This is a genomic window from Pseudoalteromonas sp. 2CM39R (assembly GCF_023161845.1).
The window spans coordinates 318,776-332,723 of sequence record NZ_JALNTM010000006.1 but is presented as its reverse complement, the minus strand read 5'-3'; the positions used below and the strand labels follow the sequence as shown (position 1 = coordinate 332,723).

The following is a 13,948-nucleotide window of genomic DNA, read 5'->3' as shown; positions in this document are numbered from 1 at the left end:
CTAAAAATAGTATTAAAAGCCTACCGACAAATCAGTAATCAATAGGTGTTTGCCGACTTTTTAGTAAAAAGAATAATTAAAGCTTGTGTGTGTGCGGGTTGTTGGATAAAATTCGCGACCAATAAATTTGTTTTAACGACGTATGGTGCCAGACTTCGGGTTTGGAGAGCGATGCGGCCTTAACTAGAGGTTCCTATGAAAGAAGGTATTCACCCTAAGTACGAAGTAATTTCTGCAACTTGTTCATGCGGAAACAAATTCGAAACTCGTTCTACTTTGTGTAAAGACATTCACTTAGACGTATGTTCTGCGTGTCACCCGTTTTACACTGGTAAGCAAAAGATTTTAGACACTGGCGGCCGTGTTGATCGCTTCAACAAGCGCTTCGGTGCACTTAGCAGCAAAAAATAATTTTTTGTTTCTATGTAAAAAAAGCACCTTAGGGTGCTTTTTTTGTGCCTAAAATTCACTTATCCCTCCATTTTTATAACAGTTTTGTATTTATTATTTTTGCATAACTATTTCCTGTTCTTATTCCGAATATGCATAAACATTTGCAGACAAAATTGCCAATATTCTCTATATTTTTATTTGTTACACTTTAAATATGGTACTTAAATGTAGTTAACGTGAAGTTATTTGTATTTAAAGTTAAACAAAGTTCGGTATTTCACTATTTTAATTTAAGACTGAAAAGAGTATTTCATAAATATTGAATAAGGGTAAAACGACCTGTAATTTTCATTTTTATGACGAATTTATATTTTAAAAATGTCAGGATAATCTAGGGAAGTTGCTGATAAATCACTTAAAATTAAGAGTTCTAGCATATAACAGGATAGACCTGATATTGCTTGGAATTTAAAAATAATAAAGGTATCGTAGAATAAAACTACCTCTCACTTTAACTTAAATTGCAGGATATAATCGCGTTATGTCAGATTTTCGTGAACAAGCACTACATTACCATGCCCATCCCGTTCCAGGTAAAATCAGTATTGAGCTGACCAAGCCCGCTGAGACGGTTAAAGACCTCGCGCTCGCATATAGCCCAGGTGTTGCAGAACCTGTTCGTGAAATTGCCGCTGATCCAGCAAATGCCTATAAGTATACTGGTAAAGGAAATATGGTTGCGGTTATTACTAACGGCACCGCAATTTTAGGCTTAGGTAATTTAGGCCCTCTGGCCTCAAAACCAGTAATGGAAGGCAAAGCATTATTATTTAAACGTTTTGCAGGCCTAGATTCAATTGATATAGAAGTTAAGCACCGCACAACCGAAGACTTTATCAACACGGTTGCGAATATTGCAGATACGTTTGGTGGTATCAACCTAGAAGATATTAAAGCGCCAGAATGTTTTGAGATAGAAAAAGCACTTATAGAACGTTGCAGCATTCCTGTGTTTCATGATGATCAACATGGTACGGCAATTGTAACGGCTGCGGGTATGCTAAATGCGCTAGAAGTACAAGGTAAAGCAATTGAAGATGCGATTATCGTGTGTTTAGGTGCCGGCGCTGCAGCTGTTGCCTGTATGGAGCTTTTAATTAAGTGTGGCGCACTGCGTGAACATATTTATATGTTAGACCGTAAAGGTGTTATTCATACACGTCGTGATGACTTAAATGAATATAAGCAATTATTTGCAAACAACACGGATAAACGTACTTTACAGGACGTAATTGAAGATGCCGATGTGTTTGTTGGTGTATCAGGCCCTAATTTATTAGCCGCCGATGATTTGAAGTTAATGGCTGACCGCCCAGTTGTATTTGCATGTTCAAACCCCGATCCTGAAATTGATCCGCAATTAGCACATGCTGCACGCAACGATCTTATTATGGCAACTGGCCGCTCTGATTATCCGAACCAAGTTAACAACGTACTTTGTTTTCCATTTATTTTCCGCGGCGCACTAGATGTACGCGCAAGTGAAATAAACGATGAAATGAAAATAGCTGCTGTAGAGGCAATTCGCAGTATTGCTAAAGAGCCAGTTCCGGCTGAAGTATTGACTGCTGCAGGTATCGATAAATTAGAGTTTGGTGCTAAATATATTATACCAAAACCTATGGATCTGCGTTTACTGCCTCGTATCGCCAAAGCCGTTGCTCAAGCTGCAGTTGATTCGGGTGTGGCACAAATTGATATGCCAGAAAATTACATGGCGTAATTTTAAGTGTAAATTAACGCAAAAAAGCCTCAGCATTTGCTGAGGTTTTTTTATAACACAGATAAAGAAATTTAGTCTTCATTTAAAATAGGCACTTCTAGTCCCATTTCTTGCATTATTTTCTTCACCTCTTCAGGTACTTTTTCTGCGTTGTCTTTACGTAGATCATCATCATTAGGTAGCGGTTGCCCTGTAAACGCATGCAAGAACGCTTCGCATAAAAGCTCACTATTTGTTGCATGGCGTAAGTTGTTTATTTGACGACGGGTACGCTCGTCGGTTAATACTTTTAATACATTTAGCGGGATCGAAACGGTGATCTTTTTTACTTGTTCGGATTTTTTCCCGTGTTCTGCGTATGGGTGAATATATTCACCATTCCATTTAGCCATAAGATGTATCGTTGCCTCAGATTATAAATTGCTCACACAGCATCAAAGCGTGTAAATATGCGTGAAATTCTATCGGTTTAAAAAAGATAGTCAAATACTAGTTATTTAGCTATCTAGACATTTAAATGTTTTGACATCTTAAACTGCATGCGCTACCTTTTAGACGTCTAAACATCCAAAATAGTGAAGGTGACGAAAATGAGTGAAAAAAATAAGGCAACAATTGCTGTTCGTAGTGGAATAGAAGCCGATAAACAGCATGGTGCGGTTGTTCCACCGCTTTATTTATCAACCACTTACTCATTTGCTGACTTTGATACCAAGCGCCAATATGATTATGGCCGCAGTGGTAATCCTAATCGTGACATTTTGGCTGAGGCGCTCACTGAACTTGAAGGCGGGGCTAAAGGCATAATTACCGCAACGGGCATGGCGGCTGTTCACTTAACAACCCAATTATTAAATAGTGACGATACATTAGTGATCCCTCACGATTGTTATGGGGGCAGTTATCGTTTATTTACTTCACTGGAAAAACGCGGATTGTTAAAGCTAGAAGTGGTCGATTTCACTAAAAGCGAAAGCTTATCGCAAATTCTTGCTATTAAACCTAAGCTGATCTGGATTGAAACACCGAGTAATCCAATTTTACGATTAACTGATATTAAAGCAGTTACCGATATTGCTAAGCAGTGCGGTGCACTGGTTGCTGCCGATAACACATTTTTATCGCCGGCTTTGCAAAATCCGATTAAATTTGGTGCTGATATTGTGGTTCACTCAACTACTAAATATATCAATGGTCATTCAGATGTTGTTGGGGGGGCGGTTATTGCAGCAACCGCTGAACTTGGTGAAGAACTGGCATGGTGGGCAAATAATATTGGCATTACTGGAGCGCCATTTGATAGCTATTTAACTCTCAGAGGTTTGCGCACGTTAAACGTGCGTTTGAGGCAACACCAAGAAAACGCACTCGCTATTGCACAGTATCTAGAAAACTCCCCGTTTGTTGCTCAGGTTTACTATCCAGGTCTTGAATCACATCCACAACATGCGCTTGCTAAGGCGCAGCAGTTTGGCTTTGGTGCAATGGTTAGTTTTGATATCAAAGGCGATATAAACGATGCTGCAGCGTTTTTAACGCGCTTAAATGAATTTAGCTTAGCGGAATCATTAGGCGGAGTTGAAAGTTTGATTTGTCACCCCGCAACCATGACCCATGCAGGCATGGAGGCGACTGCCCGTGCAGAAGCTGGGGTAGGTGATACGCTTATTCGTATTTCGGTGGGTATTGAAGATGCAAAAGACTTACTTGCTGATTTAGACAGGGTATTTAATTTGGTTCGCCCCGGGCAAGCAGATAATGCTTTAGCTGCAAAAAATGGTGCCAGTGAGTCATTTGGCTCAGCGAAACTAAACGCGGCGAATCCGGCGTTATGGTAGTGCCTGCCAATTTTGAAAATATAAAACATGAAGTCGAGTTGGTATTAACATGGTAAATCAGGTTCATAAATTTGGTGGTTCGAGTTTAAGCTCAGCGGATCGCTTTAAAAGTGTCGCAAATATTATTTTAACTCATGCTCAAGCAGGGGATTGTGTGGTGGTATCTGCTGCCGGTAAAACCACCGATACCTTGGTTAAATTGTGGCAAAGCTTCCAACAGCAAGATACCCAAGCGATTGCTGACATTATTTTATTAATAAGTAATCATCAATCTTCGCTAATTGAACAATTGCTTATAGCGGGTGCTAAGCATGAAGCACTCAATATACTTGCCACTGAGCTAAGCATTATTACTCAGCAGGCTAAGCAAGACATATTAACTGAAGCGTGGCTATTAGCTCATGGCGAATTATGGTCTGCAAGGCTATTAAGCGCTTACTTAGGGCAACTTAACGTTAGTGCTTGCGCTCTGGACGCTAGGCAGTTATTTATATTAGACGCAGGGCAGCTACAGCATGCTAATAATCAGCAGCAGTGCTTAAAAGCCATAGATACAAGCAAAATTAATGTCGTTACAGGGTTTATTGCGGCTAATTTACAACATGAAACCGTGACCTTAGGGCGAAATGGTAGTGATTACAGTGCTACTTTATTAGCACGATATTGCAATGCTAAAAAAGTGTCTATTTGGACTGACACTCAAGGTGTTTTTAGTACTGATCCGCGTAAGGTCGCTAATGCGATTAAGTATGCGCGGGTGTGCCGCGAACAAGCTAATTTATTGGCTAGACTAGGTAACCCCGTACTACATGCTAAAACATTATCGCCATTAAAAGGGACCGATATAGAGTTAATTGTTCGCAGTAGTTACGATCTTCAAGGCAGCCATACCGAAATAGTTAAACTAGGAATGAGTAAACAAAAGCGCTTTTTAACCACGATTAACAATGTGGATTTACTCACTGTTGATGACTTGAGTGAAGGCGAGGTAGCGCATGTTAGTCAGCTTATTCAGCATAGTTTGCATCACTTTGAACATGCGGGCGAAATTTACTTGGTAGTCCCTGCGTCGGCGACATATCAGGTGGTTAATTATTTTGCTGGCCGCGCCAACATTAGTGAGTCTAACTTAAATGGGGTTGCAATTATTGCATCAGAGCAAGATATAGCGATGCTCGGTGAGCAAAGTGCCGCTGTACTTCAAGCGCAATCAATCCACCCTAGGTTTACTCATTTTGGTGACGGTTATACGTTATTATTAACCGATCAGGTACTTGAGAGTGATGTGCTGAGCTTACTGCATGATAAATTGATCAATAAAGCGCAAGAAATAGCTTTAATTATTGCAGGGCTTGGTAATGTGGGTACCGAACTTATGCGCCAACTACCAGCACAAATAGCCCGTTTATCATCAGGTTTTAATGTTAAGTTAGTAGCATTACTACGCTCAGAGCAGATGCTGGTTAATGCCAATGGGTTAGACTGTGAGAGCTGGCAACAGCAATGGGAAAACCATGCAAGCCCCTATCAGCAAGCTGATTTGCTGTCATACATTGATACACTTGAGTATGAACATAAGGTAGTGATTGATATTACCGCCAGTGAATATTTTAGCCAGCTTTATAGCAAATTTGTGGAATTAAATTGTCACTTAATTAGTGCTAATAAATACGCAGGCACAGCTCCGCTGAGCTGGTATCAAGCATTACGTGAAGATTTGGCACAGCGCGGCTTACATTGGCGTTATAATGCCAGTGTGGGAGCCGGATTACCGATTAACTTTGCACTGGCCGATTTGCAAAACAGTGGCGATAAAATAACGCGTATAGAAGGCGTGTTTTCTGGCACGCTGTCATGGTTATGCAGTATGTATGATGGCAGCAAGGCATTTTCAGATTTAGTGCTTGAAGCACAAGCTTTGGGGTTCACCGAACCTGATCCGCGAGAAGATTTATCTGGCCGAGATATGCAACGCAAGTTGCTTATTTTGGCGCGTGAATTAGGTATTGAATTGGAACTTGGTGACATTTCTTTATCGGCATTGATGCCCGATGAGCTGAGTGCGGGCAGTTGGAATGACTTTGTTGATAACAAGGCTAGTTTAGATACGTTTATCAAGCAGCACTTCGAAGCGGCTTTGCAACAAAATGCTGCACTGTGTTATACCGGATTGCTAGAGTTTAAAAACAGCAAGCTAAACGCTAAGGTAGGAATTGCCTATGTACCAAAAAGCGAAGCGGTTGCTAATTTAACACCTGGCGATAATATTTTTGTGATTAATACTCAGTGGTATAACCAAAACGCATTAGTGATACAAGGCCCCGGTGCGGGTAAAGAAGTGACCGCAGCTGGCGTGCACTCTGACTTATACTGGTTGGTACAAAATATTAGTTAGACCATCAAAAAGGCCGCAAATTAGCGGCCTTTTTGATGTTCGCTATATTTAAAATAGCTCTTCTTCAGTTTTAGTGTTTTCTTCAAATATATCATTTGGTTGTGATAACACATACTTGGTGGGAGCGGTGCCTTTTTCAAAGTATTCAAAACGGCTGGTGTAATCGTTTTTATGACTTAATAGCCCCGTTTCTAAGTCAATACGAATAGAAACCAACCCTTCAGGCGGTTCGATAGGTGCCGCAGGTTTACCATCCAGTGCGACTCTCATAAAATCCACCCATGCAGGCTGAGCTGTTTTAGCACCTGATTCTGCGCCTGATATTTGCCCACTTCCTAAGTTATTGTTATAGGTTGAGCGTCCCAACGTATTACCAGGGTTATCAAAGCCAACCCAAACAGAGGTCATCACATCGCGATTAAAGCCGCTAAACCAAGTATCTACAGAGTCATTCGTGGTGCCTGTTTTACCTGACAGATCGCGACGTTTTAGCGCTTGTGCACGCCATCCTGTGCCACTCCAACCTGTTTTATGAGACCAGCTACCACCACCCCAAATTGCGCTGTTCATAGCACTGGCAATTAAAAATGCATTTTGTTTAGATATAATCTGCGGCGCGCAATTTGGTGCTACTTGCTCACTTAGCATTAGCGAGCTAGGCGTTGTCGCTTCATCATCACAAATTACAGTCGGGTTAGTTTTAAATAAGGTGTTGCCCATGGCATCTTGAATTTCTGAAATAAAGTAAGGTTCGATTAAGTGGCCGCCATTGGCAAAAGTACTCATGCCACGAGCTAACTCTATTGGAGTGATAGATGCGCTACCTAAAGCCAGTGATTCACTGCGATTTATATCTTCATTTGCAAAGCCAAATTTAAGTAAATGATCGGCTGTACGTTGCAAGCCAACACCACGTAATAAACGTACCGAAATCACATTTTTTGATTGTGCTAAAGCACGGCGAATGCGAATAGGGCCATTATAAATGGCAGGGCTATTTTTAGGTCGCCATGCGACACCTTGGCTTTTATCCCATTGATTTATAGGGGCATCATTTAAAATTGACGCTAAGGTGTAGCCTTTTTCAAGTGCAGCAGAGTATATAAATGGCTTAATATTAGAGCCAACTTGGCGTTTAGCTTGCACTGCACGGTTATATTGGCTTTGTTCAAAGCTGTAACCGCCTACAATGGCTTTTATACGCCCGTCTTGTGGGTCTAAAGACACAATGGCGCTTGCAGCTTCAGGGATTTGACTCAAAATATAGCTGTTGTCATCATTTTTACGCAGCCATATTTGCATGCCAGGCGTTAATATATCGCTTGCTGTTTCAGGAGCAAAGCTTTGGCGATAACGGGTGATAAACTTACGTGCCCACTTTAGATTATCCCAAGTCAATGTTGTGCGCTCGCCGCTTTTAAGTATTACTTCCGCGCTTTTGTCGGATACATTTAAAACTGCAGCGGCTTTTAGAGGGCCTAGTTCATTGGCCTCTTTTAAAGTGTTTAATAACTCAGAATCAGAAGGTGTGGGCTCTGTTTGTGGATCCCATAAAATGGCTTCAGGACCTCTAAATCCATGGCGCATATCATAGGCATGTAAATTGTTAACCAAAGCCGTTTGTGCCGCCTGTTGAATATTTGACTCAACAGAAGTATACACTTTAAATCCAGAGTTATAGGCTTTATCTATACCGTAGCGCGATACCATTTCAGCACGTACCATTTCTGAAATATATGGCGCATATAAGTCAATTTCAGCCCCATGGAAATAGGCGGTAATTGGCTGGCTCGTAGCTTCGTTATACTGCGCTCTAGAAATATATTTTTCATCTAGCATTCGCCCTAACACTACATTTCTTCTGGCCTTGGCTCGCTTTGGATTACGAATAGGGTTAAGTGCTGAAGGCGCTTTGGGTAAACCGGCAATCATTGCCATTTGTGCAAGAGTAAGCTCTTTTAGCTCTTTACCATAATAAACCTGAGCAGCTGCACCAATACCAAAGGCTCGGTTTCCTAGCTCTATTTTATTCAGATAAAGTTCAAAGATTTCATCTTTTGAAAGTAAATTTTCGATATGGATGGCAATAAATATTTCTTTTACCTTACGAATGTAGGCTTTTTCTCGCGTTAAAAAGAAGTTACGAGCCAACTGCATCGTGATTGTACTAGCACCTTGCTTTTTTTCACCGGTAGAAATAAGTACCAGTGCTGAGCGTACAATACCAATTGGATCGATACCGATATGGTCATAAAAACGGTTATCTTCTGTTGCTAAAAAAGCTTGTAATAAAGGCTCAGGAATTTGGTCTATAGTTACAGGGATACGTCTTTTTTCACCAAATTGGTTGATTAAGAGCCCATCTTTGGTGAATACTTGCATAGGCGTTTGTAATTGAACGTTTTTTAAAACCTGTACGCTTGGAATATCGGATTTAACGTAGTAATAAAGGCTAAGCAATGTAATTAGTGCAAGTAATGCACAAATGATCAAAAATTGTAAAGTTCTTTTTAATAAAATCACTGATAATTCCCTAAACGGACTCCCAATTACAGGTTGAGACTGCTAGTATATATTGATTAAAAATTGAATAATATTTTTTAAGATATAAATTATAACTTGTTTATTATTAAAACAAAGGCAAAGTTTCAAACATGCTAAGTCAATTGATAAAAAAACCATCGCCTATGATGGTGGGTATTGATATAGGATCGCACTCTATCAAGGCCGTGCTTTTAAGTGAAACAGAAACTGGGCTTCGACTAGAGGCACTTGCAATTGAACCTATGCCAAAAGGCGCTATGAGCGAGCGTAACATTCAAGATATTGAAGCAATTGGCAATGTGATAACCAAGTTAAAACGAAAACTACCAAAGTCATTAAAGTCTGCTGCTGTTGCTGTCTCAGGGCAAACAGTGATTACCAAAGTCATTTTCATGGATGTTTCCTTAAGCGACGCTGAATTAGAGTCACAGATTGAGATTGAAGCCGATAGTTTGATCCCCTATCCGTTAGATGAAGTCAGTTTAGATTTTGAAAAACTCTCTACTAACAGTGCCGATCCGAGCAAAATTAATGTTCTACTTTCTGCAGCGAGAACGGAAAGTGTGGAAGCGAGAGTAGGCGCACTTAGTGCTGCTAACTTAACTGCAAAAGTTGTGGATGTTGAAAGTTATGCATTAAGTCGGGCTATGGATGTTTACTATCAACAGCTCCCATCTGATGCGTTTGATAAGACCGTTGCGGTAGTTGATATAGGTGCAGTGCTTACCTTAGTCAGTGTAGTGCAATCTGGTGAAACAATTTATACCCGCGACCAAGTATTTGGTGGTGACCAATACACAAATAGTATTGTTGCTTACTACAATAAAGGCTTTGATGAGGCTGAAATTGGTAAAACAACGGGTGATTTACCTCCTAATTATACATTTGAAGTGTTAGCGCCTTTTCAAACCTCGCTATTGCAGCAAGTTCGTCGTGCTGTACAAATGTTTTTAACCACAACGGGTAAAGAGCAGTTGGATTATATCGTACTGACTGGCGGTTCTGCCATGATTAAAGGTATTGATAGGTTATTAATTGAAGAATTAGGGATACATACGGTTGTTGTTGAACCATTTGATAAAATGGAAATATCACCTAGAGTAGATCGTAATATAATACAGCGCCACCGCACTCAGTTTGCAATTGCGACCGGCCTGGCGTTGAGGAGTTTTTCATCATGCCACATATAAATTTACTACCTTGGCGTGAATTACAGCGTGAGCAATCTAAAAAGAAATTTATTACATTGCTGATGGCCGTGGTTATAGCTTGCTTTGTAACTATGTATGCGCTGAGTACATTCTATAGCGGTCTAAAAGAAGGACAAATGCTAAAAAATAACTACCTCAGCTCAGAAATTACAATGCTTGATCAAAAAATTCGCGATATACGTGATTTAGACAAAAAAAAAGAAAACCTACAACAACGTATGCGTTTAATTGAAGAACTACAAAGCAGCCGAAATTTAGGCACGCAAATAATGGATGAAGTGGCAAAAATAGTGCCTGCCGGGGTTTACTTAACCAAGCTTGAGCGTAAAGGTAGTCAAATTCATGTATTAGGTAAAAGTGAGTCTAATAATCGTTTATCCACTATGCTTCGACAGGTACAAAGTTCTTATTTATTAGAGCGCCCGACAATGCAAGGTATTGTTGCAGGTGAGCAGTCTTCTCGTTTACTCAGCGATTTTAATATGGAGTTCTACGTAAAACCATTTGGCAGAATAGGTGAGGTACGTAATGAACCTTGATTTTAAGTCGTTTTCAGAAATAGATTGGAATGAAATAGAGCTTGATAATATAGGCGAGTGGCCAGTTATTGTAAAAGCAATATGCTGCTCTTTTGTTGCTTGTCTCGTATTGTTTTTTAGCTACAGCTTATTAGTGTCAGATGAGATAGAAAGCTACCATAACGCGGTTGCCAAAGAGATAGAATTACGCACAACTTATCGAACTAAATATGCAGTTGCCAGTAAGCTCGATATCTATCGTGAACAAATGGTTGAGATGGAAGATAAGTTTTCTCAGCTATTAAAACGTCTACCTACCTCAAATGAGACGCCAGGATTATTAGATGACCTTTCCTATGTGGGGACAACCAGCGGCTTAACATTTTTAAAAATTGGTTGGCTACCAGAAGTTGAAAAAGAGTTCTATACCGAACTACCCATTAAAATTGAAGTGGTAGGCACTTATCATGAGTTTGGTGAATTTGTAGGAAAAGTGGCTCAATTGCCAAGAATAGTAAGTTTACACGACTTTTCTATTTTATCATCTGGCGAAAAGCAGCTAACATTTAGTGTAGTAGCAAAAACTTATCGTTATGAAGAGGGAGTAAGATGATGAAGCAACTTCCCTTTTTAACTGTCGCAATATTGTTGCTCAGTGGCTGTAATGAAGATACATCTGAGCAAAAAGAATTTATTGATCAGGTTAAGGCAAACACTACTGCACGTGTAGAAAAAATACCTGAGTTAGTTAAATTTGAGCACTTTGAATATAACGCCAAAGATATACGTAGCCCTTTTGTAGCACCAGAACCAGAAATTATACAAAATAAGCTAACACAAGTTAAAAACTGTCTTCACCCAGACCCAGAACGTGTTCGTCAACCTCTGGAGAAGTACCCATTAGATAATTTATCAATGAAGGGCACAATAGGATCGAACGGCAAGACATGGGCGCTCATTACAGCTGCTGATAACACCTTACACCGAGTATCCATAGGGAGCTATTTAGGTACCTATGATGGAAAAGTAAGCAGTGTTAACAGTGACTATATTGAATTAGTAGAATTAATCCCTGATGGGTCAGGTTGTTGGAAAGAACGTTTGACCAAATTAGAAATGTTAGAGGCGGCAACTAATGGCGCAAATTAATAAGAAAAATGGTATTCCCTATATGCACAAAGCTGAGTGTTCGCATCACCGTATTTTAACGACGTTGCTATTTGTATTTTTATTACTAATTACGAAAACAGTCAGTGCAGCCCCTTTACTCTATGATGTTCGATATAATCCATTACTTAAAGGTGAAACCGAATTACAGCTAGTATTTGATGAAGAGTTACAGCAACAACCTGAGGTACAAGTTTTTAATAGTCCGGCACGTATAGAGCTATTATTTAATGCTGTTGAACTAGATGAAGGGTTGGCAAATATTGCTATTAACCAAGCAGGAATAAGTAACATCAGCAGCATAATGACCAGCGCGGGTTTAAAGGTAACCATTAATTTGGAGCGATTAAAAATATATGAGACTGAGGTAAACAACAATTTAGTTTCAATAAGAATATCTGATAATCCTCTAACAGAGCAAATGGTAACAACAAGTGAAGATACACCTGCTTATACCTCTAATTATATTAATGGCATTCAAGCAATTGATTTTCGCCGCGGTGAAAAAGGTGAAGCAAAAGTACTTGTTTACCTGCAAGATACACAGGCTGCTATTGAGGTTCATGAAAGTGGCGGGAAAATCATTGCAGAGTTTCATCATACCGATATTTTAGATGACTTATTGTATGAATTAGACGTACTCGACTTTGGTACTGTAGTGAGCAGTATAGAAACGTTTAAGGAAGATAATCTGACACGCATTGTAATTGAACCTAATAAAGCTTTTGCTTACACGTATCAGCAAATCGAAAATATTTTTACCTTAACGGTTGAGAAAGACGAGACTCAAAATGGATTTTTAGATGGAGGCAAAGAATACTTAGGCCGCCCTATGACGCTTAATTTTCAGGATATCTCTGTTCGCGCCGTGTTACAGATTATTGCGGGCTACAATGATTTTAACTTGGTAACAAGTGACTCAGTAACTGGCAACATTACCCTTCGCTTAGATGGGGTTCCTTGGGATCAGGCATTAGACGTCGTGCTAAGAATAAAAGGCTTAGACAAACGTATGGATGGTTCTATTTTAATGGTGGCGCCATCTGAAGAGCTTGCTGCCCGTGAAGCAAAAGAGTTAAAAGCGAAGCAACAAGTTGAGGATTTAGAGCCACTATATAGTGAATACATCCGTTTAAATTACGCCAAAGCAGAAGATTTTGCCGACTTATTAAAAACAGATACCAATAGCATTATTACAGCGAGAGGCAGTGTGTCTGTTGATCAACGTACTAATACGCTATTAATGAAAGACACGGCAAAAAGCATTGAAAGTGTTCGCCGCATGGTCGAAACCTTAGATATACCGGTCAAACAAGTGGTTATTGAAGCGCGTATGGTAACCGTTCGTGATAATGTAACCGAAGACTTAGGCGTTCGTTGGGGCTTCAGTGATCAACAAGGTTCTGATGGTGTTTCTGGTACATTAGAAGGCGCTGAAACGATTTCTAATGGAAATATTCCTAGCCTTTCAGATCGACTCAACGTTAATTTACCTGTCGCAAATCCATCGGCAAGTATTGGTATGCATATAGCTAAACTAGCTAATGGAACGTTAATTGATTTAGAATTAACTGCGCTCGAAGAAGAAAATAAGGGTGAAATCATTGCTAGTCCGCGTATCACCGCTGCTAACCAGCAAAAAGCGCGTATTGAGCAAGGTACTGAGATCCCATATGTTGAATCTGCTTCAAGTGGCGCAACAACTGTAAGCTTTAAAAAGGCAGTGTTGAGCCTAGAGGTAACACCTCACATCACACCAGACAACAAAGTTATTTTAAACTTAATAATTACTCAAGATACCCGTGGTGATACTGTTCAAACAGGAACTGGTCCTGCTGTTGCTATTGATACGCAACAAATTGAGACTCAAGTTCTCGTTGAGAATGGACAAACGGTAGTGTTGGGTGGTATTTTCCAACAGCAAATTATTAATTCGACCAAAAAAGTACCTTTATTGGGCGACCTTCCTTACGTAGGAAGACTATTTAAAAGCACAAGCGAGTTTAATGAAAAGCGCGAACTGCTGATTTTTGTCACACCTAAAATTCAAATAGACTAATTACCTAACCTGAGTGCTGCTTGAGACAGATTGACTCTTC

11 protein-coding genes are annotated in these 13,948 nt (G+C 39.9%); 9 read left to right on the top strand and 2 right to left on the bottom strand.

What is annotated here, in order from left to right; translation table 11 throughout:
* Positions 1-195: 195 nt before the first annotated feature.
* Both rpmE and MTF66_RS16070 read left to right on the top strand, forming a co-directional pair.
* Entirely contained in the window at positions 196-411 is a 216-nt protein-coding gene (gene rpmE, locus MTF66_RS16075; RefSeq protein ID WP_008115018.1) for a 50S ribosomal protein L31, read from the top strand.
* Positions 412-934: 523 nt separating this feature from the next.
* Positions 935-2,176, top strand: a complete 1,242-nt coding sequence (locus MTF66_RS16070; RefSeq protein ID WP_248527653.1) for a malic enzyme-like NAD(P)-binding protein — start codon at positions 935-937, stop codon at positions 2,174-2,176.
* Positions 2,177-2,247: 71 nt separating this feature from the next.
* Here the strand turns inward: MTF66_RS16070 and metJ are convergent, their stop codons facing one another.
* Positions 2,248-2,568: a met regulon transcriptional regulator MetJ gene (gene metJ, locus MTF66_RS16065; RefSeq protein WP_008115021.1), complete on the bottom strand. Its 321-nt coding sequence runs from the start codon at positions 2,566-2,568 to the stop codon at positions 2,248-2,250.
* Between the two features lie 198 nt (positions 2,569-2,766).
* On the opposite strand from metJ, the gene metB reads away from it, so the two are divergent.
* On the top strand, positions 2,767-4,014 hold the full coding sequence (metB, locus tag MTF66_RS16060; RefSeq protein ID WP_248527652.1) for a cystathionine gamma-synthase: 1,248 nt from the start codon (positions 2,767-2,769) through the stop codon (positions 4,012-4,014).
* A 49-nt stretch (positions 4,015-4,063) separates the two neighbouring features.
* Positions 4,064-6,409 carry a bifunctional aspartate kinase/homoserine dehydrogenase II gene (metL, locus tag MTF66_RS16055; protein ID WP_248527651.1) on the top strand — a complete coding sequence of 782 codons (2,346 nt, stop codon included), beginning with the start codon at positions 4,064-4,066 and terminating at the stop codon, positions 6,407-6,409.
* Positions 6,410-6,457: 48 nt separating this feature from the next.
* Here metL and MTF66_RS16050 read toward each other — a convergent pair whose 3' ends face one another.
* Positions 6,458-8,932 (bottom strand): penicillin-binding protein 1A, encoded by a 2,475-nt coding sequence (locus MTF66_RS16050; RefSeq protein WP_248527650.1) that lies wholly within the window; start codon positions 8,930-8,932, stop codon positions 6,458-6,460.
* A gap of 131 nt (positions 8,933-9,063) precedes the next feature.
* On the opposite strand from MTF66_RS16050, the gene MTF66_RS16045 reads away from it, so the two are divergent.
* The 5 genes from MTF66_RS16045 to MTF66_RS16025 are packed head-to-tail and all read left to right on the top strand — an operon-like array spanning position 9,064 to position 13,908.
* Complete coding sequence (locus MTF66_RS16045; RefSeq protein WP_010390429.1) at positions 9,064-10,143, top strand: pilus assembly protein PilM; 1,080 nt, start codon at positions 9,064-9,066, stop codon at positions 10,141-10,143.
* Positions 10,131-10,703 (top strand): PilN domain-containing protein, encoded by a 573-nt coding sequence (locus MTF66_RS16040; protein WP_054202545.1) that lies wholly within the window; start codon positions 10,131-10,133, stop codon positions 10,701-10,703. The genes MTF66_RS16045 and MTF66_RS16040 overlap by 13 nt, the downstream gene beginning before the upstream one ends.
* Positions 10,693-11,295, top strand: coding sequence for a type 4a pilus biogenesis protein PilO (locus MTF66_RS16035; protein ID WP_010390431.1), 603 nt, complete (start codon positions 10,693-10,695; stop codon positions 11,293-11,295). Before MTF66_RS16040 ends, MTF66_RS16035 begins: the two co-directional genes overlap by 11 nt.
* Positions 11,295-11,831, top strand: a complete 537-nt coding sequence (locus MTF66_RS16030) for a pilus assembly protein PilP (RefSeq protein WP_010390432.1) — start codon at positions 11,295-11,297, stop codon at positions 11,829-11,831. The genes MTF66_RS16035 and MTF66_RS16030 overlap by 1 nt, the downstream gene beginning before the upstream one ends.
* A complete protein-coding gene (locus MTF66_RS16025; RefSeq protein ID WP_248527649.1) occupies positions 11,818-13,908 on the top strand; it encodes a type IV pilus secretin PilQ in 2,091 nt (696 codons plus the stop codon). The genes MTF66_RS16030 and MTF66_RS16025 overlap by 14 nt, the downstream gene beginning before the upstream one ends.
* The last annotated feature ends 40 nt before the right edge of the window (positions 13,909-13,948 follow it).